Here is a 24683-nt window from a genome sequence, read left to right as displayed (position 1 = left end):
TCAGCCCAATCAGGAAAGCATAATTCGCCTAATTTATGTGTGAAAAAAGCGATGCTATGGAACAAATCACGTTAACCCGAAAAGAACTATACGAACTGATATGGAGCGAATCGATGCTTTCACTCTCAAAGAGATACCGGATATCTGATGTCGGACTTCGAAAGATGTGCCGCCGATTAGAGGTCCCGGTGCCGCCGGCCGGCCATTGGGCAAAAGTGCAGCACGGGAGAAAAGTCAAACCTCCGCCGCTGCAAGGTCATTACGCAGGAACCGAGCGGGTAAAACTGCAGCTTCGTAGTGAAACTGAAGCGGCTCCCAACCGAAGGGAACCATCCTCGCGAAAGGCAAAATTTCGCCAACTAGAAATCGACAATTCCCTACCGCTACGCGTCCCAGAAAAGCTTACAAAGCCCGACCCTTTGATTATTGCTGCCAAGGCAATGCTCGCGACTGCCAAGCCCGACAGTTATACATTCATCGGCATGATCTCATCTGGCAAAGAAACTTTGGATATTCGGGTAACCAAGGGTAACATCGGGAGGTCCCTCCTTTTTATGGACACACTCATTAAGGCACTTAGAGCACGCGGCCACCAGGTTGCTGTGAAGGATGGTAACACATGTGCAATCGTCGCCGGCCATGAATTTGACCTCGCGCTTCGGGAAAAGATGCGGCGCGAGCTGGTTGACAACGGCCACTGGAAAAAGCAGGAGTTTCGTCCTTCGGGCTTGCTGGCGCTTCAGGTGTCCGGTCGTTATGGGCGTGAATACAAAGACGGAAGTCTGCGACTCGAAGAGCAAATCGCAAAAGTGATTATAGACCTCGAGCAATCTGCCGTGGAAAGAGCCATCCGGAAGGCAGCAGAAGAAAAAGCAGAAGTCGAGCGAAAAGAGCGCCAACGATTGCAACACGAATTGGAGCAGCGCCGGAAAGTGGACCTGGCCAATTTTAAAAGGCTTCTGCATCGATCCGAACGATGGAACAAAGCGGTCACGCTAAGAAACTATATTCAGGAGTTCGAGAATCGTGCTGCCAATGGGCTTCCATTAAGTGATGAACAACAGGAATGGATTGCCTGGGCAAAGAAAAAAGCAGATTGGTACGACCCATTTGTCGAAGCTGCCGATGAACTATTGGCTGAAGTGGATCAAAATCTACTCGAGCTGCCGCCCAATAAGTTCCTTTATAACTGGTAGACCATCTCACTTCTCTCCCAAACGACATGCAAAATCATCAAACCGCTACCAGACCTTTTTCAAGCATCCAGTTCCACACAGATACAACCTCATCCTCTTTAAACTGAGTTTTTCTTTCCGACCACTTATAGAATTCTTCCAGAAGCTTCGATATCACGATCGGATGATTGGCATTTTTAAGGTTAACAAAGCAAGCAAAAAGGGTAGCTGCTATTTCCGTAAATGTTGACTTCTGCTTGCGAAACAGGTCAATCACATATCGAATTGAATGTTGCCGATCTTCAAAATACCGCGCATAGTATTCCTTGTAACCATTGATATTGGCTAAAGGAACATACTTCGACCGGGTAATACCGCGCTCAGTGATCTTGTCCACCCGAAACCACTCATTTCGCTGAAACTCGCCTTCAATGGTGTGCATGAATTTATTATCGAAAGGCCCTGCAGTCAACTTCAAATACCTCTGATGAAGTCCCATTTCGGCCGCATGCTCGCACAGGTATACCAATTTCTGAAACTTGATCCGTCCCAAGGTAGGCTCTGCATGGAGTTCATTGGCGATTTCCGCCGCCAGGACTACTCTCTTGAAATAAGTATTCTTCTTTTCCTTTTTGAGCTCCTTCTCATACTTATCCAAAACCCTGATCTCGTTCAATTCCTCCACGGTGCTGGGTGCCACCAAGCCGGCCAGCATTAATCCTTTCTCGAAATCAGCCATCGAGAAAGTCTTTCTTTCATTATTGGTTGATTTCATGAATTGCTTGTTTAATTTTTTCGATTGCCCGCTCCCTGATTTTTCTGATTGTGGCCTTCTTAATTCCTAACTCTTCCGACAACCGATCCACAATCTCGTCAGGCAGGTACTTCGTGTGCTTTTTATACTCTAGGTCGGTAAGCACGACCGCGCGCTCTTTTGGCGACAGCAACTTTAGTATCCGAAGCGCTGTGTCTCTTTTCCACTGAAGATCGGCAGGCCCATCAGTCGATTGGATCAAGGTGACAATGTCGTCAAAGTAAGTTTTGTGCTGTTCCTCCTGTTGAAGCCCCTTCTCCCTGCGCCAGTAGGACCGAAAGAGATTTGTTGCAATCTTGAACAAAAAGACCAGGATCCCATCACGCCCCGTTTCCGCATTGATTTTATCCGGTTGAAAAGTCTTGAAGCGTCTGAAGCGCTCAAGGGCATCATGGCAGATCTGGGTCCCAATGTGTTTGTCCAGCTTTGAAAGAGCGCACTTTCGTTTGCAATACTCGTCAAGCTCCTTCCGGAAGCGCCGAACGAATTCCTCATAAAGCACACTGTCCTCTTCGGATGCGCATAGCGCAGCCGCGAGTTCAATGTCTGTTAGCAGTTGTAACTGGACTTTGGTAAGCAAATTTCAGTTTTTGTACCACGAAGCGTGACATTTTCCGATGTCACGCTTCGTGGTATGTTCAGGTGCACCCAAGGTAATATATTCTCCGCGCATCCAATGGCGCGTCATTGAAAAAACTTATCGGGCATGTTACTCCACGAAAGGAGCAATCAGAAATGTTTAAACTAAACAAATAAATATTAAACAAAGAGAACTATGAAGAAAGACAAACTGGAAATCAAGGTTTTGATTGAGGGAGACCGTGTGTACACGGAAGAATACAATCCGAATCAAAAACTACAGGTGATCGTTAACAAGACACTGGAGCATTTAAATATAACGCCCGGTGGCCGCGAGTTGAAGCGGGAAGACGGAACGCCGCTCACCGATCTCAATTTAATGATAGACACGACGTCAATCCGCAACGGCGAAACACTCCGTTATTTCAAAAAAGCATCGAAACCGGACCGGGATAAAGGATTTGCATGATGGAAACTCTACACTGGCATAAGGCACCCGCGTTTGAAAATTTATACCAAGCTGAAACCAATCTGCTTCGCGGCGGACTTGGAGGGGATTTTGAGTTAGTTGAGCTCCTTGAGCCGGCAGCCGACGGCCGGATCACAGCTACAGGCTGGCTTCGGTTTGGAAATGAAGGACAGCGGCAGGCTATTCTGATAATTTTCCCATTCAAGTACCCATACCGGCTACCCAGTATCTTCCCATTGTTGGATGATGACAATGGTGCCATCATTCAACAAGCAAAGTTTTTCCGGAAAGGCAACCAGTACAACAATGGGATGATGTGCCTGATGCCTAAGGAACAATGGACTCCACACCAAGACAACATTGGCTCTCTCCTGCGTCGGGCTCAGCGATGGCTGGTGCGGGCAAGCTCTGCCGAAGGGTTTCCAAAAGAGGAAATCGTTGAAGAAATTCCGTCAATGCTCGCCCATAGCGGGCAGATCCTTATGGGACGATCGTTTCAGGTACCCCCTAATGCCCGAACTGGGTCGATCATCTTTACGCAGTTTAAACCGAACTTTTACATCCTGGAAGAAAATATCCTGCCTATCAACCCCTTCCCATTAAAAATCAATAAGGAGGTCTTCAAGTGGTACGCATTCGGTCCGGGACAAACGTTTGCCAGTCTGTTTCCCGGTGATTTCTCGATACAAGCGGTATTGAACCTACTTAAAGCCAATTTCGGAGAAGAACCGCAGGCGCTGCTGGCGCAACCCAACATCGGCTTTTACTTGCCGGACGATCCCAATCCCTGGCACTTCTTCAAGTTTACTGTCGTCAATGGCCAAGGGTTTGCGGGCCAGCCTAACTACCTCATCACCAGAATAGTCGAAAACGAGCTCTATCATCGCACCAAGGATATTTTTGATGACCAGGTGCTGGCTCAAAAACGAGTTACGATTATTGGACTAGGAGCGATCGGTAGTGAGGTCGCGCGATCCCTTGCACGTAATGGCGTCGGTCACTTCAATCTTTTCGACAATGACACCTTTGAGATTGGAAACTCCGTTCGCCACGCTGCCGACCTTTACTATATCGGCGAGTCCAAAACAGCCGTTGCGCGTCAACTCATTCTACGATCCAACCCAAACATTACGGTCGCTGAATTTCCTAACCTCGACGTCCTGGACGATGCCGGACTTTTAGAGCAATGTCTGGAAGCAAGTGATCTTTGCCTGGTGTTGACAGCTGAAGAAAGCGTCGATTACCACATTAATGACACTTTTGTCCCAAGATATAAGTACGCATTTGTTTTCGCAAGAGTATCAGCTGGCGGCCTATCCGGGGCGGTGCAGGTGGTTCAATACGGCAAAACGGCATGTCTTCGCTGTCTCACCAAACATGGCGCGGATGTATTACCCGCACCCACACTAGATCGCACCTATTCGGAACTTGGACCTGAATATGGAGGATGCTCTGCGCCGGCAGTTCCGGGTTCAGAAGTGGATACGAAAGAAATCGCCCTTCAAGTTAGCCGTATCTCCTTACAGTTGCTTTTGGAGGACACGCAATCATCCTATGCTCCGAGAATGGGCGATCAATTCTACTGGCATGGCCCGTGGGGTACCGACGGCAGGCCCCCATTCACATGGGAATTCATTAAACTTGAAAAACATTCAGATTGTGAGCTCTGCAATCCACGGCATTAAATTCTCTGAGAAAGCTATTGACACTTTCACCGATCAGGTAGCATTATTTGGAACGGTCGAAACCGGAGGTGTACTTATGGGCTATTGGGAAGCCGGAATACTTCACGTTGCCGAAGCCAGTGGGCCAGGGCCAAATGCAACGCACGAATCGATCTATTTTCGTGCAGATCCGAACTATATCGACATGTTTATCGATATGGCACATGCGAATTCAGACGGCCGGCTCGTGTATCTAGGAGAATGGCACACACATCCACAAATACACCCAGAACCAAGTGATGTTGACTACAACTCACTTTATGAGATAGCTGAATCTTCAGAACAATTCGCACTTCTTACAATAATAGGAGCAGTTAACTTCTCTAAACAGCGTTTTAACGATCAGCATATAGCGATTCTTAAATATGCGAACGATAGGCGGTTCTATAAATTATAGCCTCAGCTCAACACCTGTAAAAACGATTCGTCGGACCGAGGATGCGAGCTTTTTCGATGAAGTAATTCCCGTCCTAATTTCACGAAAAATGATTTGCTTTTGGATTTTATCCTGAAGCAAAACGTGTCGAGTGCTGTAGTGCATTCGGGTAGGGAATCTCCCAAGATTTTTACGAGCAAGTGAGGATAGCTAGGTATATTCATCGAGCCCACCAGCATGAAGGCAGTGTGCCATTTTGGCGGCTTCTTAATCAGTCTGCTCTTTATGGACAAGGCCCGGTCAATAAAAAAGAAAGTTCAGCAAATGCTGGAATGGTCACCTAAACCAATTGCGTGATTCCGGTCTCAAGGAAGGTAGAAAGCGCTAATCTTTCGTTTCTAATCGGAAGTGTGATCCTCGCAAAAGCGAATCATCACAACGACAGTGCGCCTTAGGTCATTGATCGTGGCGGGTTTTTCAATTGCTACTCCTTCGAGCTCAGACGCATGATCCGCATTCTCCGGAGATAGACCAGTCGAGAAGAGGATCGCGGGGATGCGAAGAGCCGGAAATCTGCCCCGTATCTCCTTTAAAACATCAATTCCGCTCATCTCCGGCATATTTTGATCCAGAATGATTAAGCGGACCTTCTCCCCGTTCTGCCGTATGTGCTCGAAAAGAGGATCAACATTCCCGAAACAAACTAAGTCATAGTCATCTCTTTCCGAAAACACAAGGGAAAGGGCTTCGATATCATTTGGGTCATCATCAAGATAAATAATCTGCTTCATACCCTACCTACGATTAAATCGATAAAAAAGGGTGGCACGAAAGCTCCGAAGTCAGAAAAATAAGAAAAAACCCGGACCTTAGTCCGGGCGTCTCATGTACATCTGTGTGCTTAGAGGATGGGTAAAGTTAAGGTGTTTGAACCTGACCGATAAAAAGGATAAACGATATTCCCTATGGACGACCCGAAATTTTCGGCAGTATAATTTTATGCCTTTGATGGAGCGACATAACTCGTTCTCCGAAAATACTGGGGACTAGCGAAGGGAGTTACCAATTGTCGGCAATAGTGCGCATATGAAAAACACAATAGTGCGAAACTGGCAACAGTCAGACACAGTAAGAATCGAACTTTGTAATGTAGTAAGCATTATTACCTAAAAAGAACATTTTACTGATTGGCTAAATAATTGCCCCGCAGGTTTTTTATATTTTTATAGGACGACCACGTCCAATCTTTCAACCGATTTGCCTGCGAACCCCGGTTTTGAAACTGACTGATATCCGCCAAATGAAAACTACAGCGTTTCCCACTCCAACTGCTGAGGCAAAACGCCTGCATGCACTTCAAAAGCTGATCGATTATTCGCTTGACGTCATTTGCTCAATCGATGCAGAAGGCCGTTTCATCGAGGTCAGCGCGGCCGCGCTGAACGTATGGCAATACGCACCTGCGGAACTTATCGGCAGACGATACATGGACCTCGTATTTCCCGCCGATCACCCCAAGACGACAGCCGTGGCCGAAGCCATCATGTCGGGAACCAATGTCACCAATTTCGAAAACCGCTATATCAGAAAGGACGGAACCCTGGTTCCGATCGTATGGTCGGCGACTTGGAACGCAGATGACTCTATCATGTACTGCATCGCCAGGGACGCAACAGAAAAGAAAGAGATGGAGCTGCGGCTGGAGCGATCCAATCAGATGTTTGAAAGCTTCATGGAGAACTCTCCCATCGTCGGCTGGATTACTGATGAAAACGGGGTGATGAGCTATATGAACGCCAGCTACCTGGCGACCTATGGCTTTACAAAGGAAGACATCGGAAAGAGCGTTTATGACCTCTTCCCGGACCAGCTTGCCGTGGACTATTACCGCAATAATCTCAAGGTGCTGCGCGCTGGCGAGCCAATCGAAACGATCGAGAAAGGCATCACAGCAGGCGGTGCGGAGCAAGTGCTGAAAATATACAAATTCCCCATTCAACTGGACGGCCGACGGGCAGTAGCGGGGTGGGCCATAGATTTAACCGAGCAGATGCAACTCCAGCAAAGCCTGGAGAAAAGCCTGGAGCAGTTCCACTATGTGAATGAGGCGACTTCAGACGCCATCTACGACTGGGATGTCCTGAATCATAAGATTCACCGGGGAAGCAGCTTTGAACATATTTTCGGACATACAGAAAGGGTGATATCGCTGCGCCGCCGGCTTGCGAACATCCACCCCGAGGACATTGCAAAGTACAAGGCGGAAGTCTTTTCCGCACTCCGGAGTTCCACGAAGACAAACTGGGCATTCGAATACCGCTTCCGCGATGCGGGCGGTGTTTACCGGCACGTGGTGGATAAGGCCTTTATTCTCTATAAAGACGGCCGGGCAGTGCGCGTCATCGGCGCTATGCAGGATGTGACCGCACAAAGAAATGCGCAGCGCCGCCTGATCGAGCAGGAGCAGCGCATCAAGTGGGAAATGGTCCGCTCGGTGATCGATACGCAGGAACAGGAACGGCGCAGCCTATCCGTAGAACTGCACGACAACGTAAACCAGATGCTTGCGTCCTGTAAGCTGATGCTCGAGTACGCAATCGACAACAAGGACGTCGCCCCGCGTTTCCTGGAGAAATGCTATTTGAGCGTGCAGCAGATCATCAACGAGATCCGCAAAATCAGCCATGGCCTGAATCCTTCTGTCCTGATGGACCTCGGACTTTCCGAGGCGATCGAGCAGTTGGTGGAACAGGTCAACAGCACCGGGAAGATTACCATCAGCTATACGAACCTGATACCCGCCGATGCGCGGTTCCAGGAGCAGGATCGGATCGCGGTGTTCAGGCTTGTGCAGGAGGGGGTGAACAACATACTCAAGCACGCCAATGCTTCCGGGGCAGAGATTCGCTTGTCCTGTAGCGAGGGCCTTGTACACCTGACAATCAGTGACAACGGAAAAGGATTCGATCCAGCCAGATCCTACCAGGGCCTGGGCTTCCGGAACATCCGCAACCGGGTGCAGTTCTACCAGGGCAATCTTGACATCCATTCCGCGCCCGGTGCCGGTTGCCGGCTCCATGCAACCCTAAACATCCCGTTAGCCAAGGACACTATTAAAGCCGATGATTAAATGTTACTTTTACATTCTCACCGGAGCTCCTACAAGGGATTAGGAATGATTAGCGAAGCGAGCCAGCAAATTGAATATATAATTTGCTAAAGAGCTAAGGGAGTATATGGTGCTTAGGAAGTGATTTCATTAGTTTCTTGGAATTGCGGACCTCTCGGTCACCCTTTATTCCCCTCATTCTTTCGACTATTAGGCAAACCTTTTCTCGAAGAGGGTTTTCTTCAAGTAGGCGGAGCAAAGCAGCTTCTCTTGTCCTATGCCAGTAAAAGGAAGCTCCGGAAGAAGCCGGAGTCGTCCCTTTAACTAACTGCAAGAAAGCGCGGAAATGGATTAACCCGGCCGCTTCCCAAGCAGCTGCTTGAAAATATAAAAAAGCGCCGGCAATTCGATCGCGCTTCATACATTAAGACGGATCAGAGAGGAAACGACTTCCCGAATGCAAAAAGGCCTTAAAACCTTCTGCTGAAGCCGCTGATCCGGCTGAAAACAAATGCCGGTGCTTATAGGCATGCCCTTCGGAATCCTTCTTCGAGCAGAGTCCGTCGCAGCCACTGGATCGAGGTTCTAAGGATACCGCAACGAATCCGGCGACTAATGCTAGCAATGTTCCAAATAAAAACCAAAAAATGTCCGACCCAACTTTCATGATATCATACCAAGTGCCGTCAACTTCCAAGCGGGATCACCCTTTGAAACTTTTCGGGTAAAATCCGGTTAACGGAATACACTTATTTTAGTAACTTACCCCTTCTTTTCTTGCCGCCGCACATGCCCCCGAAAAAGCCAACTACCAGCCAGTCTGATCACTACTTTTTGAACGGAAGCGGCGTCATGCGCGCTTTGCTCCGTGAACACGATTGGCGCCATTCCACCCTACAGACGCCTGACTCCTGGCCGACCGTCCTAAAACTAACACTCGCAACTCTTTTGGATGCATGCTTCCCGATGCTTCTGATCTGGGGCCCCGGCCGGATCGCTTTTTACAACGACGCGTTCCATCTGGCGTTTGGAGGAAACAGCGGCGGGCCTGCGCTTCCGGGAAACGACGTCGAAAAAAACTTTCCAGAGCTCTGGCAAAGCATCGCGCCGTTTGTCATGCAAGTGATGGAAGACGGAAAGGCAATATCGCAACAAGAGCTGCTCCCCACCCTCCGGCGCAATGGCGGGCTGGAAAATACGTACAAGAAGGCGGACTATACGCCCGTCCGCGATGAAGCAGGCCTGCCTCGCGGTGTTCTGGCGCTTTTCAGCGAAATGACCGCTGACAGCACCCGCTACCGCAATATCGTGGAAAGCGCTAAAGGGCCAATCATGATCTTCAAAGGGGAAGAGCTCATTATAGAGGAAGCCAACAGTGCAACGCTTGCGCTTTGGCAAACCGACCGCTCCGTTATTGGACGTCCCTTCCTGGAGGTAAAGCCCGAGTTTCGACATCAGACATTTCCCGATCTCATCCGCGGTGTGCTCCGTACCGGCCAGCCCTATAAAGGATATGAGTACCCGGCGGTATTTGCTCGCGTAAATGATATCGAAGAACTCCGTTATTTCAATTTCGAATACACGCCCTACACCGAACCGAATGGTGAAATCAGCGGCGTAGTTATCCTGGCCATTGATGTAACCGACCAGGTACTCGGCAAAAAGCAGCTTAGCATCGCCGAAGAAGAAATGCAGGTAGCCATACAGGCAGCCAATCTGGGATATTGGAACCTCGATCCCGTTCGCAAGACCTTCAAATGTAATGCCCGGACACGTGCCCTGTTCGCGCTCCCCGATGAAGAAGACGTGAACCTGGCGCATGCCATCAGGAATATTCACCCCGACGACCGGCAGCACGTAATCGCCGCCATAGAGGCAGCGCTGGCCTTCGAAAACAATGGGTATTACGATTGCGAGTACCGGGTCGTTCACCCGGAAAACGGAGCGTGCTTCGTCGTAAAAGCAATCGGCCGGGCCTACCGCGACTCCGCCGGCAACGTCGTCCGGCTGAGCGGCACCGTCCAGGACTTTACCAGCAGCAAAGCAGCCGAAGAGGCGCTACGGCAGCAGGTGCAGTTTACGGAGAGCATTCTCCTGGCCAATCCCGCGCTCACCTACATCTATGACATCGAACGGAAAGTCTTCACCTTTATCTCTCCTCAGGTAGAGCAGATCGTGGGGTATACCCGCGAAGAAGCGCTTGCGTTGGGAAGCCACTTCCTGCATTCGGTCCTTGCCCCCGAGGCGGGTAGAGCCGTTCAGCGCCACTTGTCGGAGCTTGCAGCGGACGGGCAGAACGGTTTGTACAACCTGGAGTGCCAGGTCCGCCACCGGCACGGCCGAATGATCTGGATCTGCGACCGGTGTCGGGTGTTTGAGCGCAACGAGGCCGGAAAGCCCCTGAAAATTCTGGGCATCGCCGCCGATATAACCGAACAGAAGAACCTCGAGTTATTGCTCACGAGCCGGTTCGATGAGCTGGATACCGTGTACCGGACCGCTCCGGTCGGGCTGTGCCTTATTAACCGCGACCTGCTTTTTATCCGCGTTAATGAGCGCCTCGCTGAAATCAACGGGGTGCCCGCAGCGGAACATGTCGGCCGGAGCATTTTTGAAGTTGTTCCCGACCTTGCGGCGCAGGCTGCGCCCCTGCTGCGCAGCATTTTCGAAACCGGGGAACCACTAATCGATATTGAAATCAAAGGCGAAACCAAGGCCAAACCCGGTGAGCAGCGCATCTGGACAGAAAGCTGGCATCCGGTGCACAATGCGGGAGGTGAGATCATCGCGGTCTCGGTAGTAGCTGAGGAAATAACCGAGCAAAGAAAAGCGCTTGAAGTGCTGCGGGCCAGCGAAGCCCGCTTCCAGAACCTGGTACGCGATACCAGCGCCGCCATCATTGTACTCACCGGACCCGAGATGAATGTAGAGATCGTTAACGAGGCATTTGGACGTCTCATCGGGTTGAAACCGGAGGAATTACGCGGCAAGCCGCTTTTCACCCTCATCCCCGATGCCGAAGCTTACTACCGGCCCCTTCTGGAAGGTGTGTACCGCACAGGCGAGCCGCTCGAACTGTTTGAAAGTCCCTATTCAGTAGTAACCCACGGAAAGACGTTCGAGGGTTTTCTGCACGTTGTGTATCAGCCCTACCGTGGGGACGGTAACGAAACGCTGGGGGTCATGGCGATTTTACAGGATGTCACGGAGTCGGTTAAAGCACGCCAGGCGGTCGAATCAAGCGAAGCCCGATTCCGCTCACTCATCGAGGAATCGCCGGTTGCCACCTGCCTGATGATGGGCCGGGACCTCCGGGTGGAACTGGCCAACGACATCATGCTTCGCTATTGGGGAAAAGACGCATCCGTTATCGGAAAGCCTTTGGCAGACGCGCTGCCGGAACTGGCCGGACAACCATTCCTCAAGATCCTGGACGAAGTGTTTACGAGCGGTGAGCGGTTCGACGCGGTTCAGACCCCCGCTGAACTAGCGATCAACGGGGCGTTGAACCGTTATTATTTTGATTTTACATACAAGCCGCTTTTCGACAGCGAAGGCAAGGTATACGCCATTTTGAATACCGCGATCGACGTCACAGGAGCAGTAAAGGCGAAACAAAAGCTGGAGGAAAGCGAAAAGCGATATCGCCGGATTCTGGAATCCAACATTGCGGGCGTGCTGTTCTGGGACATGGACAAGGGTATCACCGACGCGAACGATGCTTTCTTGAATATGATCGGCTACACCCGCGACGAACTGGCGGGCGGCCTGCATTGGCAAAAGATCACCCCGGAGGAATGGAAACAGAAAGACGACGAGAGCATCGCCGAACTGCTGGCTTCCGGGAAAAGCGCTCCCTTTGAAAAACAGTATTTCCGTAAAACTGGCGGGGTGGTGGACGTGCTCCTGGCGAACACGGCGTTTGAAGACACCGCGAACCGGCAAGGCGTCAGCTTTGTATTGGATATTACCGAGCAGAAAAAGGCGGAAATAGCGCTGCGGGAAAGCGAAAGCCGCTTCCGGTCGCTCGCCGACGAGGCGCCGGCCTTTATTTTCCTGGCGAATGCAGATGCCCGGATCGAATACATTAACGACACGTGGATACGGTTCACCGGCCTACCCAAGGACGAGGCGCTTGGCCAGGGTTGGGCCACCATTACCCACCCCGACGACCTGCAGCGCAGCTTCGATATTTACAACCACGCCTTTGCGACGCATACGGCCTACCAGTATGAGATGCAGCAACGCGGCGGCGATGGCGAATACCACTGGATCTTGTGGCGGGGTATCCCGCGCTTCCTGCCGGACGGGTCGTTCCTGGGCATTCTTGGCTTCGGATTCGATATCACGGAGCGAAAAAAATCGGAGGAGGCGCTGAAGGCGAGCGAAGACCTGTTCCGCAGTTTTGGCGACAACATCCACAACCTGGCCTGGATCGCTGATGGAGAAGGCTGGATCTATTGGTATAACCAGCGATGGTACGACTACACCGGCACCGATTACGACGAGATGCAGGGCTGGGGCTGGGAAAAAGTTCACCATCCCGACCATATCGAACGCGTGCTGACCTTTGTGAGAGAAGCCTGGAAAAAAGGCGAACCCTGGGAACTCACATTCCCCTTGCGCAGCGCAGGCGGCGACTACCAGTGGTTTCTTACGAGAGCAGTACCCATCCTGGATGAAAAGGGCGCGGTCGGCCGCTGGATCGGCACGAATACCAATATACATGAACAAAAGCTGCTGTCGGACCAGCTTGAGGAACTGGTGCTGGAACGAACCTTGGAGTTGTCCCAATCGAAGGCCTTCCTGCAGTCGGTACTCAACTCGGCGCAAACGACTATCACTACCTTCGAGGCTGTCCGCGAGGCTGATGGCCGGATCAGCGACTTCCGCCTTACTTATGTAAACAGCGACATCATCGATGACAGGGGGCAGCCGACGGGCAATCTGGTGGGTAAGACCTGTCGGGAAGTGTTCCCGCACATTTTCTCATCCGGCGAGTTTGCGCGTTTTGTGAGCTGTGTGGAAACAGGCCAGGTAGTGCAATACGAAACCAGGTACGAACGGGCAGGCAATGGGACGACCTGGTACTACGTTTCGCTGGCAAAGATGGGTGATGGCCTTACCGCTACCTCACTGAATATGACCAAAGAAAAAGAGGCCACGGAACAACTTTCGGTGTTAAATCGTGAGCTGGACGATCGGAACCGGCAGTTGCAGAGGTCTAACGAAGACCTGCAACAATTCGCGCACGTAGCTTCCCACGACCTGAAAGAACCGGTACGCAAAATAAGAACCTTCAGCAGCCGCTTGAAAGACGAGTTTGGAAGCTTGTTGCCGGAAAAGGGACGTTCTTACCTAAGCCGTATTGAAAAAGGGGCTGACCGGATGTACGATATGATCGACGGAGTGCTGCTGTATTCATCTTTGGACGCGTTGCAGCAAACAAAGGAGGAAGTCTCCCTCAGAGATGTGTTGGACACTATTCAATCGGACCTGGAGATCGTCATTGCCGAAAAGGGCGCATCAATCGAAGTTGGCAGCCTGCCCACTGTGGAAGGGGTACCCATCCTGATTTACCAGCTGTTTTACAACCTGGTCAACAATGCGCTGAAATTCGCAAAGGAAGACCGCGCACTCCGGATCCGGGTGCATTCGCAGGAATCAACGGTCCAACAAACCGAATCATCGGGTTCGAACTCCGCCGGAAAGCGATTTACCGAAGTGATGGTACAGGATAACGGGATCGGATTTGCGCAGGAAGCTGCCGAGCGGATCTTTCAGACCTTTACCCGGCTCCATGCGAAGGATCGATACGAAGGCACCGGCCTTGGCCTGTCTCTTTGCCGGAAGATTGCGGAGCGCCACGGCGGAACGATCCGGGCAGAGGGCAAACCCGGAGTCGGCGCTACCTTTTACGTCGTACTACCGATCTTCAATTGACCCCGATTTTTCGACTCGTTGCGCTATGCCTGGTACATTCGGCTACTGACTTGACCGAAAGCGCCGATCGGTTGCGCCGGTCTATAGGATCGCAACCTTCCTGCTTTTTCCTTTTTCAGCATGAGTTTTCTCAAATACCCATACGGTTTCGGCCGGTTTTGCCTTGAGAAAAGCGCTACGGAACTCCTCCGAAGACCGGAATTCCAGTTGCTCGATGGTGCGGCTTTCATACCGCACCTCAAAGCGTGCAAGCTCAAAAGGCCAGGGATCAACCGTTAGCGTACTTTCACCAATCTGCGTGAGGTAGTATAGCGCTCCGTCCGGTCCCCGGCTGATCTCTACCTTTCTTTGCTCCGGTTGGAGATCCCCCTTGCAAAGCAGCAGCGAACAGGCATCACACCATTCCATCAAACTGTAAATACGCCCGACTTCTTCTTTCGAAAGCCCGAGCTCTTTTCGCCAGGAGGCCTGCAATTTTCGTTGCTCTTTCAGAAATGCCGAGGCTTCCGGATCTTTGCGTGCAAAGGCCGCATAGACGAACTGCATATGCACCGAAGTGAGCAGCGCGATATAACGGCTCTTTGTTTGGCTCATCATCGCCAGCTTTTGACAGTGGGCAAGATCGAACGCCTTCATGGCGAAATGAAGGGGACCGCCCGCCGGTGTCAGCAATGTTTCTCCGTCCAACTCATTTTCAGCGTCATCATGCTCCGCAATAGCCAGAATGGTTTCGAGCCAGCGGGGTGGGCGCTCACCCGCATTCCAGTTCGCGGCCAACTGTGCGGCCAACAGACCGTGCGCGCGCTGGGTCACTACCTGCCACCCCTCCTGTTTATACACTGTAATCATAGCTTCAATGGTACAAACAAATATCCGCTGCGTCCGGTTCATCGAAACAGTCATTTGCCTTGTCTTAACGGCTATTGCGATTGCGCAACCATCCGATCCCAGTGAATTGCCGGCCAACTATTTACCGTTATTTAAAAGCGAAGCCCCTTCCGTAGAAGGGGCCTCATTTATCCATCCGAAACCAAGGCGATTAGCGGTCCACAAGAACCTTATTGGTGATCCTGGTATCTCCAATGACCGAAATGATTTGATAAATCCCATTCGCCGCAAAGCCGGGAAGTGGCAGTTTGAAGGTGCTAACACCCTGCCCTACGGGATATTCATACTGTGCCAGTACTGCCCCGGCAGGATTCACCAAGGTGAACCGGGCTGTAACAGCAACAGCGCTCTCAACTTTCAGCTGCACGTTTGCTGTACGCACGGGGTTAACCAAAACGATCGCTTCAGTGCGGGCTTCACTCTGGTCAAGCGCGAGACTGATGACATTGCTGTAGGTGTATCTGCCGTTCAGGTCCAGTTGCTTAAGACGGTAGAAGACCCGTGTAGTGCTGATCATCGTCAGATCGTCATTGAAGCTATACCGCATGGTACCGGCTTCGTTACGGGCACCGACAAAGCCAACGGAACCGAAGTTGCGTCCGTCAAGGCTTCGCTCCACGCCATATCCACGGAAATCGACTTCGTTCGCGGACGACCACTGAAGCACCGCCAGGTTATTCCGCTTCGAGCCGGAGAAGGAGATCAGGTGTACCGGCAGTGGGGTGCTGAAGGACAGTGCATACGTGGCGGCCGTTCCGGTGCTGCCAGCTTTGTCCTTCCACGAATAGCTGAAATTGACTCCTGCGGCTCCGTCACGCACCAGCAGCGTGAGTTGGCCCAGGTCATAAGCCGGGATTTCCCACTTGGCCGTGGTGCTGTTGAACAGGGCACAGGCCGGATTGCCGATATCAGAACCCTGGCAGCCTCCCGGCTGGAGTTGGATTCCGGCATACTCGGGCATGATGGCGTTGCTGTAGGCATTGCCGGATCGCGTACCTGCGTAAGTCGCCGGATCGATGATGACCGAGCTGTTTGCTATTGCGTCCTGAAGGGTCAGCGCACTGCCTTCATTTCCGTCCGGATCAAGACCGGTGAGCGCCCCGGGTACGGCGCCGCTCGACGCGTATCCCGAGAGCGCAATCCGGGCGGCGTAGGTATTCGCACCATTGGCGGTGCTGGCAACCGACACCGAGCTCACATAGGGAAGACTATTATTCGGATTGAATGTATACAATTTGGAATCCGCTGTCGGAAGTTGGTTAACACCGAAGTTGCGGCCGGTTACATTGCTGGTGCTGAGCGTTACCGACTGTGTGCCATTAACGGTTCCATCGGAGACCGTACCCGCTCCTTCGCCGGTAAACACATATCCCGCCGGCACCAGGGCGCTCTGGCTCGTTCCGGTAGTGTCTAAAACCAGCGTGTAGGTACCGGCGTCGAGACCGCTAATGCTATACGTACCATTGCTGGCTACAATAGCGCTACCTATAATGCTTCCACCAATGATGGCATTGACGCGCAGCTTACCCGCGGCGTTGGTCACCACGCCGTCGATCTGGCTATCGGTAAGCCCATCGAAATCGTCGTAAACCGTACCCGAAATGGCAAGCGTCGTGAAGGGCTGGCTGGCAGTTGCCGTAGCACTCTCTTTATTCGCATTGTCAACCGTCACATAGGAAATGCCTACGGTGACTGCTCCGGCAGCAGGATCTACCTGCACCGCGCTGCTGTTGGTGGGTGTGCCGGTGCTATTGGTCGGCACGTAAACGCCGCCGGAAGGGAAAACAGCGCAGGACGCGCAGCCAGAGGGGATAGCCCCGCTGTTAGGATAATAAGTAACTGTAGTCGGCGCATCGCCCCGCTTCTCACTACCGGTGATGGTAATTGAGGTGGCATTGGAGGGGAAGGATGTAATCCGAATATACTCCACAAGACCCGTGTTGTTTACGTCGCGGGGATCTGATCCCGAGAAGGTCGTAGCCGGAACCGTAACCGAGGTAGTACCACCCGGGTTCACCTGGGGGGTGGCAGTAGCGGTGGCTGCCAAGGGAATACCGTTGATACCAAAATCAACTACCTGCGAAGCGGTAAGGTTCGATACCGTCGTGATGCCGTCTGCAGCGCCATCACCAGCCGAGCCACTGGTACCTTCTGCGGTACTTGCCCATCCGAATGGCACGGATGCTGTGGTGAGCGTTCCGCCAATAGCCCGGTTGCTTACCGTATCCAGGATGACCCGGTAGGTGGCACCGCTCGTAAGGCCGGTAAAGACATAGCTCCCGGTGTTGTTCACGCCGCTACTCACCGTGCTGACGGCCTGGATCACATTCGAGCTGTTCACCAGGTATACATAGAGCGGCCGGCTCGTGTTGCCAAAAGCGGCATTTGTCACCGCGCTTACAGGCGTACCGCCGATATTGGGATAAGTGTCTACATCGTTGAATACAGTGCCGCTGATGCTCAGTCCGGTTGCAGTGCCCAGGGTGACGGTAGCTGAGGTGCTGGTGGCGGCACAGGAAACCGTAACGTTGTTGCTGACGATAACCGTGGTGCCCACCGCTTCGATCGTCACTGTGGAACCGCTGGTTCCGGTGATCGGGAACGAGGTCAGATAAATCTCGGTACCCGTGAAGTTGGCAGGTACGGTATACGTGTTTGAGTATGATGTTCCGGTGCTGCTGCGCAGGGCGTAGATCGTGTTGGGCGTTACATTCGTGAGCTTAAACGTCACGGTACCACCCGACGGTACGGTCGCGCTCGACGAGCCGGTAGCCGTACAGGTCGGGCAGTTGGCGACGGTCAGCGTCGGGGTGGTCGTCGTAACCGGGCAGGTTACAACACCCACATTCGGGCAAGTAGTCTCTGGCAGGTAGGTCTGCAAGGTCGTGCTCGTATCGGAAATAGTAAAGTATACATTGCCGGGCGAGGTGGACCCCGTAGTGCCCGTATAAAAGCCAAGGTTGTCACCGGTAGCCGTTCCATTGCTGAAAACGGCCGTTGTTGCGCCGGCGGCCACGCGCGTAGAGGCCACGAAGTTGCCGTCTTCATACAAGCTAATCAGGCCAGCGCCCGGAAGTGCACCCGTCCAGGATACCGACACAGACGTCGCAAAAGCGTTCATGGCAAAAGAGGATGACGTCGGAGGGCCATTCGAAACCGAGGTTCCGGCTCCGGTATAGGAAGTACCGTTCAGGTAGCTGGTGGTGTAGCTGCTGATGGCGGCGCCGGTGCAACGCGAAGAAGGTGTTGTGCTGTTGTTGTAAAGGAGCGCAGGCGAATAGCCGGAGGCACAACCGTTGGTGGCCGTAACCGTAGCTACATAGCTCTGACCGCTTACCGGCGTAACCGTACTGGTCCAGGAGCCGGTGCTGCCGACGGTGGCCGTCCCCAGTACCGTCGACTGGGCCGTGCTGTTGTAAATGCTTACGGTACCCCCGAACGAAGAAGATGTACCTTGGATAAACCCGCCTGGGCTGCTGGGCTGGAGCAGGTTTGTGGTGCTGTTCGTGGTAAAGGTCGGAGCTTCAGCCGAGCAGCTGACGATGATCGGGTCGGAGTTACGGCCACAATACGAGGTGCTGAGCGTGCCTGTATTGACTTCCGAAATGAAGCGGACACGGTCGCTGAGGCTCAGGGTGCCTGCAGGTACCGTGAAAGTTACGGAGCCTATTGTACCGATAGCCAGCGTTGAAACGCCGCCAACAGAGGCTACCGCTGTGCCTTGAGACACACCGTTTAGAAAAAACGTAACCGTGGAGCCTCTAGTGGCGCTTACTGTAATGGAGGTTGTTGTACTCGTAAGCACCCCATTGGCAGGCGAAGTCACCGTGGGTACGGCCAGGCTCGTGCCGGTTCCGGCCATCTGGTTGCCACCGTTGCCCACCACGCAAGCCGTGGTCACATTGGAGGCACAGCCGTTGGGGTCGGTGTACCAAATCCGGTAAGAGCCCGAGCTAAGAGGAGCGCCGCCGGAGCAACCGGCCGAAAAGGTCCAGGTTACGTTCGGAGCAGTACCGCCTGTTTCCGCAAACGGGTTGGAAATGGTCTGGTTATTCTGGTTGCCGATATTTCCGGTACCTGTTACACCCGAACCGGCCGTCTGAGCAGCGGAAGTACCGCGGGTGATGTTGGCGATATTTGCGAAACTGGATGCATAGGTGCTGGGCTTATTCGTAAACGTAAAGCCCTTGGAAAAATCGTTGGCGGTAATGTCCGTGTTACAGGTAGCATCGAAAGTCGGCGCCGGGATTGGTGTAGCGCAATTGGAGGCGGTGGCCGTCGCGCTCTGAAAACAGGCACTTTCGCCGGGCGCCTGCGCCGTAGCATAATACAGGTTCCCGCTTGCAACAGGAACGCCGGAAAGCGACCAGCTGACGGTGCTCGTTTGCGTGGCGGCCGTTACCGTGGTGGTGCCAACCGAAGTGTAGGAGGACCCTCCGTTGGTGCTGCGATACACAGTGATCACAACATTGGTCCGGATGGCGCCCGAAGTATTGTTGGGTGTCCAGGTGCCGCTGACAGTGGTGGTAGCGCTGGCGCTGCTGACTTTATTGATCGTCGGGGGGGCCGTGCAAGCTGTTGTGCTTTGACCGGATCCACCAGATCCGAAGTTGCTGACGGAAATTGGCGGCATCGAGCCAAGCATCGCCACATACTCGTCGTTGGCGTTGGGGTACAGATTATCCGGGAGGCCGTAAATGTCCGACTTCGGACCGCCCACCGCGGGCAAGGGCGCCATCACCGTGGTGGGGATGATGCGCAGGTTAGTCGAAGTAGTGATGTTTGCCGGCAGCGTCGGAGGGGCAAACGTAATGCCACTCAGCACACTGAACGGAACATAGAAATCCACGTAGTAGTCCGGATCTCCGTTATCCGACGTTGCGGCCATGGAAACTTGGGAGTATTCCAGCCAGTTCTGCACGCTCCAAACGGCCGGCAGAAAATCGTTGCGCTTGTCCTTCCCGTCGATATTGTATACGGCAATGCCGGTCTGCGATGCCTGGGAGAACAGATCAACTTCGATCTCAAACCCCGGGTTGCCGCCGACACCAGTAGATTGGGGCAGGTAATTCGGATCCGCAAGCGGCCCCGTCGCGCCAAACTTACCGTCGATGTCGATCAGGTAGCTGTAGCCCTTTGCTCCGGGGATGATCGAACCCATCCGCACCCGGAAGAGCACATTGGAGCCGGTATAGTACATATAATAAGAAGCCTTGTCGATCGTGCTCGGCACATAATCCGTAAAACGCTTGTCCGGCCCGCGGCGCAGGTCGGAATTCGGCTCCATGAAAAAGGGATAGATCGGCTTATACTGCAGCTCGTTATTGGAAGCGCTCACATCGTCCTGGCCAAAATAGCCACTTGTAGTGGCAGAAACAAAACCATCGCCGTTCGGGTCCAGTACGGTCCGGGATCCGGCGAGGGTGGCGGGGCGAACGATTTTACCCGGAAAATAGGTTTGTGCAGCCACCCTGCTGGTTAGCAGGACGGTAAGTGCTGCCAGGAACACCAGTACCGTAATGTAGCGTTGAGGTCGGATGGAATAATTGTTCATAAGCTATAGTGTGATCAGTTTGTTATTTATCGGCCTGGGTGGGTTTTCGGAAGCAGGAAAAGCGACCATTATGTAGTGGTAACCTTTTCTTGAATTCGGCGAAAAGCACCCTTTGCTCGATGAAATCGGAATTTCTATCGTTAAGTGTTTAGTTTTGTTCGTGAATAAGCAATAACACTGAGATCCCAAGACACATCGTACTTCGAATAAGGCTGCAAACTTAGCAGTTCCTAGTTGAAAACACTGTAGTGTTCGCACTACACAATGTGTTAAGAAAATGCATCAATTTTGTGAGGATGACAATTACAGACGTTGCATCAATAAGAGTTCTATCGGCCGACGATCATACGATCGTCCGTACGGGGCTACAAATGCTTCTGCAGTTAAAAATGGGGGTGTCTGAGTTTGTTGAAGCTTCTTCCTGTGGGGAATTAATCAATGCGATCCGGCAACACCGGCCAACCCATTTGATCATCGACATGATCTTCAAGGACGGGAACTCGCTGGAAATTCTGCCGGCCGTGGTGCAACTTTTCCCGCAACTGAATATCATGGGATACAGCATGCTTCCGGCAGATGTGTATGAACCGGTACTGCACAAACTGGGCGTTCAGTATTATCTGCACAAGGGCTCTTCACAAGAGCAGATCGAAGCTACACTCGCACGATTTCTTTTCGAGCCAGCGCCGCAAAGAGTTGCACACCCCGTCTCTGTGTCGCAGGCAAACCCGTTTTCACAGTTGTCGCAGCGCGAGCTGGAAGTGCTTCATTACCTGCTCAAAGGCGAAACCATCGGGCAAATAGCCACCTCGCTCAACCTTCATAAGAATACGGTAAGCACGCTGAAGGCACGTATCTTCGAAAAAGTCGATGTTCTTTCTTACAAAGATCTCTTGGAAAAAGCGGCTGTGCACCAAATTACATTTTGAAATGCGGGCACTTTCCTGGATCAAAATGGTCATCCTGGCCGCGTTTTTCCCGGGCAACGTTTGCGCGCAGGATTATTTCGTACGGCATTATACCAACGAAGACGGGCTACCTGCCAACACCTTGAAAGGCCTGGCCTGGGAGTCGGCGACGCAACTCCTGTGGGTTGCCACAGAAGGAGGCGTGAGCCGCTGGGATGGACACCATTTTGTGCATTCCGGTTTTAATGAAGGGCGTGTGCACCAGATCGGAATCCTGCCCCACGGCCGGAGCCACGAGATCTACGTGCTTGCGGACGGCTATAAATCGTTCCTGATCAGCAATGGGCGCATGCGTCCCTCCGGCCGTCCCGTGAGCCTGAGCAGCGCCCCGCCCCCCTTTGCCTTTTCCGACAGCTCCAAGGCGATCCGGATTATGAATAATCTGCGCCTGGAGCCGCTACTCCCCTCCTGGATGCTTCCCCTGGATGCGCGCCGTGATTCCATTCTTGTCAATTACCTTGGACGGATTTATGTGAGTACCCGGAGCTCATTCCGCGCCTTCGGACCCAAAGTGGGTACCGTGCAATTCATTAAAGCGGCGGGTCGCTGTCTCGTGCTTGGCGAAGACCGGGTTTGGGAAGTAAGGCCGGAAACCTTGCAATTGAACCGGATCGAAGTTTCGGGACTACCGGGCGGCACTCCGTTCTCGTTTGTTGCAGATACCGACCGGCCCATGCCGATGGCCGCATCCAAAGGGCGGCTCTACTTCCTGCAGCTCGGCGGCGACCGTTTAGTGGCCACCCGGTCTCCTTACCTGCTTCCCGATCAGGCAGCACCTTTCGTTTTGCGCCACCTGGGAGAGAATGGCCCGATCGCCATTGGTGACCGGTATAATGGCCTCTATCTGTTGACGCCGCAAAGCCTTTTTCAGAGCGGCGATGGGATGAGCGTTATTGGCAAAGATCTTTTGGTTACCTATGGGCAGGCCTTGCTGCCGGATGGCCGTATCCTGAACAGCAACGGGGTACTTTTCACCCGGTCGGGACCGGCTGTGCGAAGCGCCCGGCCCTTTCCAGGAACCGTCAACCTTTTTCGTTCCGGCGCTTACCTGTACGCCTCCACACCCCGGAATGGCAAACTGCTCCGATACGACCCCGTTCGTCAGACTACCAAAGAATTGGATTCCCTGGACAATCCCGTCTGGGTGACGTTTCATCAGTCCGGCGACACCTTGTTCATACTTGGCCGGCGAACGGCGTACCGACTCGATGGTGAGCGACTGATCCCTGTGCAGCGCTTTTCGACCGATCTGACAGCCCCGATTCAACTTGGGACGGCGGAAGTGGCGCCCGGCCGCATCGCCATATGTGAGGGAAATGGTGTCCGGTTTGTCGACCTTCGGGCCGGGAAAACGTGGCTGGTTCCGATAACTAAAGACGCCCAGGTTCGCTACCTTTTCTTCGACAAAGGGACGCTGTTCATCTGCACTTATGGAGAAGGGATCTTTGGATTGCGAGATGGAAAGGTGGGTCGTTTGCCTACCGATAAGATGGGACATCTCCAATATGCCCATAATATTGCTACCGACAACCGCGGCTTTTGCTACATCAGCTCGAACAATGGCCTTTTCCGGGTATCGCGTGCAAGTCTGCAGGCCGGAGTTGGAAAAAATATCCCGATCTATTATCATTTCCTGGGAAAACCCGATGGCCTGACCGGAACGGAGTTCAACGGTGGCTGCCTACCAGCGTTTTTGATTCTTCCCGACGGTTCGATCAGCCTTCCTGCCATTGACGGCCCGGTGCGCTTTCATCCAGACAGCCTTTATGCCCCGTCACCGGCCGGGCAGATACTTATAATGAGCATCGCAGCGGACGGGCAAGCTGCCGTAACTGCGAACCCGGAAATCCCTACCAATGTTCGGACCGTTCAGATGGACCTCGTTTTTCCCTTTTGGGGCACACCGGAAAATCAATATGCCTGGTACCGGCTGCGTGGACCTGAGGAGAAGAAAGATACGATGTGGATTCCCATCGACCCGGGGTCTGCCTCTTTTCGCTTTGCATCCCTACGCCCGGGTGCCTATCGGCTTGAATTGCGCACATTCAATGGCGTCGGCCCTAATGAAGTGAAGCTGTTGGCAATCCCATTCCGGATTGCGCAGCATTGGTACCTTCGTCCTTGGGCACTGATGCTTTGGGGTGTTTCGGTTATAGGGCTTGTGGTATTGATGGTGTTCTGGAGGACGGCGCGTATTCGTAAACGCACACGAAACCTCGAAGCCCTGGTTTCGGAACGAACAGTCCAGATTCAGGAGAAAAACGACCAACTGGAAGAGCAGCTAAAGATCGTTTCGGAGACAAACGCGCTCAAAGACCGGTTGATCTCCGTGATTGGGCATAACATCATCACACCATTACGCTACATCCACCAGGCTACGACCATGATGCGAGAAAATGCCCGTTCGCTTGACCCCACGCTCCGCGAAAAGGCTGTCGATTCTATCAATGACACCTCGCTCGAATTGGAATTGCTTTCCGTCAACCTGCTCAACTGGATCAAATCGCAGCACCAGCAAGTGCGCACGGTGCCCGAATTTTTTGAGGTGCGGGATGTCATAAACCATGTAAAGTCGCTGTTAAAGCCGATCGCCGAAAGCCGCGGCCAGCTGGTTACGGCCGAAATGATTTGCACGGAGCGCGTTTTTCAATATAAAGATGCCCTCCAGGTAATCCTTTACAACCTTGTACTCAACGCCATACAGCATGCCCAGGCTTCGAATATTGATATTGCCTGCCAGTACAGTGGTGGCATTTTTTCTTTATCCGTTTCCGACAATGGCATTGGCATGCCGGATTCGGTGCGTCAGCAGTTGGTCTCTGAAGAAAAGCAGACGGCGCGTTATAAAGAAACAGACAACCTGGGAAAAGGACTCGGCGTCATACTGATCAAGGATTTCGTGCGCCAGATGAAGGGTGGCATCCGGGTACAGAGTTTTGAAGGAAATGGGAGTAGAGTGTTGATACATTTTTACAACCTTAGCGCGGGCGTTCAATAACCGCGAGCGGGCGGCTGCCAGTAAATGCGTAGGGCGTGCACTACATTTCATAACTGGCAATAATCGATATTGCAGCCAATAAGCAC

13 protein-coding genes are annotated in these 24683 nt (G+C 52.7%); 8 read left to right on the top strand and 5 right to left on the bottom strand.

Translation table 11 applies throughout. The annotated features are described in order from the left end of the window. Positions 1-56: 56 nt before the first annotated feature. Positions 57-1196 carry a hypothetical protein gene (locus ABD937_RS14575; RefSeq protein ID WP_345256488.1) on the top strand — a complete coding sequence of 380 codons (1140 nt, stop codon included), beginning with the start codon at positions 57-59 and terminating at the stop codon, positions 1194-1196. Between the two features lie 37 nt (positions 1197-1233). Here ABD937_RS14575 and ABD937_RS14570 read toward each other — a convergent pair whose 3' ends face one another. Both ABD937_RS14570 and ABD937_RS14565 read right to left on the bottom strand, forming a co-directional pair. Beyond that, positions 1234-1950 carry a hypothetical protein gene (locus ABD937_RS14570; protein ID WP_345256487.1) on the bottom strand — a complete coding sequence of 239 codons (717 nt, stop codon included), beginning with the start codon at positions 1948-1950 and terminating at the stop codon, positions 1234-1236. After that, positions 1934-2569 carry an RNA polymerase sigma factor gene (locus tag ABD937_RS14565; protein ID WP_345256486.1) on the bottom strand — a complete coding sequence of 212 codons (636 nt, stop codon included), beginning with the start codon at positions 2567-2569 and terminating at the stop codon, positions 1934-1936. The genes ABD937_RS14570 and ABD937_RS14565 overlap by 17 nt, the downstream gene beginning before the upstream one ends. 195 nt (positions 2570-2764) lie before the next feature. Between ABD937_RS14565 and ABD937_RS14560 the strand changes: the two genes are divergently transcribed. The 3 genes from ABD937_RS14560 to ABD937_RS14550 are packed head-to-tail and all read left to right on the top strand — an operon-like array spanning position 2765 to position 5158. Then, positions 2765-3037 carry a DUF2604 domain-containing protein gene (locus tag ABD937_RS14560; protein WP_345256485.1) on the top strand — a complete coding sequence of 91 codons (273 nt, stop codon included), beginning with the start codon at positions 2765-2767 and terminating at the stop codon, positions 3035-3037. After that, positions 3034-4722: a ThiF family adenylyltransferase gene (locus ABD937_RS14555; RefSeq protein ID WP_345256484.1), complete on the top strand. Its 1689-nt coding sequence runs from the start codon at positions 3034-3036 to the stop codon at positions 4720-4722. Before ABD937_RS14560 ends, ABD937_RS14555 begins: the two co-directional genes overlap by 4 nt. After that, complete coding sequence (locus tag ABD937_RS14550; protein ID WP_345256483.1) at positions 4697-5158, top strand: Mov34/MPN/PAD-1 family protein; 462 nt, start codon at positions 4697-4699, stop codon at positions 5156-5158. The genes ABD937_RS14555 and ABD937_RS14550 overlap by 26 nt, the downstream gene beginning before the upstream one ends. Before the next feature lie 377 nt (positions 5159-5535). On the opposite strand, the gene ABD937_RS14545 is transcribed toward ABD937_RS14550, so the two are convergent. After that, a complete protein-coding gene (locus ABD937_RS14545) occupies positions 5536-5928 on the bottom strand; it encodes a response regulator (protein WP_345256482.1) in 393 nt (130 codons plus the stop codon). A gap of 485 nt (positions 5929-6413) precedes the next feature. Between ABD937_RS14545 and ABD937_RS14540 the strand changes: the two genes are divergently transcribed. Together ABD937_RS14540 and ABD937_RS14535 are read left to right on the top strand one after the other, a co-directional pair. Then, complete coding sequence (locus ABD937_RS14540) at positions 6414-8267, top strand: sensor histidine kinase (RefSeq protein WP_345256481.1); 1854 nt, start codon at positions 6414-6416, stop codon at positions 8265-8267. Between the two features lie 768 nt (positions 8268-9035). After that, entirely contained in the window at positions 9036-14189 is a 5154-nt protein-coding gene (locus tag ABD937_RS14535) for a PAS domain S-box protein (RefSeq protein ID WP_345256480.1), read from the top strand. Between the two features lie 81 nt (positions 14190-14270). Here the strand turns inward: ABD937_RS14535 and ABD937_RS14530 are convergent, their stop codons facing one another. Then, on the bottom strand, positions 14271-15038 hold the full coding sequence (locus ABD937_RS14530) for a DUF3891 family protein (protein WP_345256479.1): 768 nt from the start codon (positions 15036-15038) through the stop codon (positions 14271-14273). Between the two features lie 190 nt (positions 15039-15228). Beyond that, positions 15229-20631 (bottom strand): beta strand repeat-containing protein, encoded by a 5403-nt coding sequence (locus ABD937_RS14525; RefSeq protein ID WP_345256478.1) that lies wholly within the window; start codon positions 20629-20631, stop codon positions 15229-15231. A 296-nt stretch (positions 20632-20927) separates the two neighbouring features. On the opposite strand from ABD937_RS14525, the gene ABD937_RS14520 reads away from it, so the two are divergent. Next, the gene (locus tag ABD937_RS14520; RefSeq protein WP_345256477.1) at positions 20928-21560 is read left to right on the top strand and encodes a LuxR C-terminal-related transcriptional regulator; all 633 of its coding nucleotides are present in this window, start codon (positions 20928-20930) and stop codon (positions 21558-21560) included. Next, a complete protein-coding gene (locus ABD937_RS14515; RefSeq protein WP_345256476.1) occupies positions 21502-24597 on the top strand; it encodes a sensor histidine kinase in 3096 nt (1031 codons plus the stop codon). Before ABD937_RS14520 ends, ABD937_RS14515 begins: the two co-directional genes overlap by 59 nt. The last annotated feature ends 86 nt before the right edge of the window (positions 24598-24683 follow it).

This window comes from Flaviaestuariibacter amylovorans (genome assembly GCF_039541815.1).
Taxonomy (GTDB): domain Bacteria; phylum Bacteroidota; class Bacteroidia; order Chitinophagales; family Chitinophagaceae; genus Flavisolibacter; species Flavisolibacter amylovorans.
Note: the sequence above shows the minus strand (reverse complement) of the source record. Positions and strands in the feature narration are given on the sequence as shown.

Bases quoted from the DNA above. Each gene is read 5' to 3' on its own strand.
- ABD937_RS14575 (WP_345256488.1), top strand. From the start codon at position 57: ATGGAACAAATCACGTTAACCCGAAAAGAACTATACGAACTGATATGG.
- ABD937_RS14570 (WP_345256487.1), bottom strand. From the start codon at position 1,950: ATGAAATCAACCAATAATGAAAGAAAGACTTTCTCGATGGCTGATTTC.
- ABD937_RS14560 (WP_345256485.1), top strand. From the start codon at position 2,765: ATGAAGAAAGACAAACTGGAAATCAAGGTTTTGATTGAGGGAGACCGT.
- ABD937_RS14555 (WP_345256484.1), top strand. From the start codon at position 3,034: ATGATGGAAACTCTACACTGGCATAAGGCACCCGCGTTTGAAAATTTA.
- ABD937_RS14545 (WP_345256482.1), bottom strand. From the start codon at position 5,928: ATGAAGCAGATTATTTATCTTGATGATGACCCAAATGATATCGAAGCC.
- ABD937_RS14535 (WP_345256480.1), top strand. From the start codon at position 9,036: ATGCCCCCGAAAAAGCCAACTACCAGCCAGTCTGATCACTACTTTTTG.
- ABD937_RS14530 (WP_345256479.1), bottom strand. From the start codon at position 15,038: ATGATTACAGTGTATAAACAGGAGGGGTGGCAGGTAGTGACCCAGCGC.
- ABD937_RS14525 (WP_345256478.1), bottom strand. From the start codon at position 20,631: ATGAACAATTATTCCATCCGACCTCAACGCTACATTACGGTACTGGTG.
- ABD937_RS14520 (WP_345256477.1), top strand. From the start codon at position 20,928: ATGACAATTACAGACGTTGCATCAATAAGAGTTCTATCGGCCGACGAT.
- ABD937_RS14515 (WP_345256476.1), top strand. From the start codon at position 21,502: ATGTTCTTTCTTACAAAGATCTCTTGGAAAAAGCGGCTGTGCACCAAA.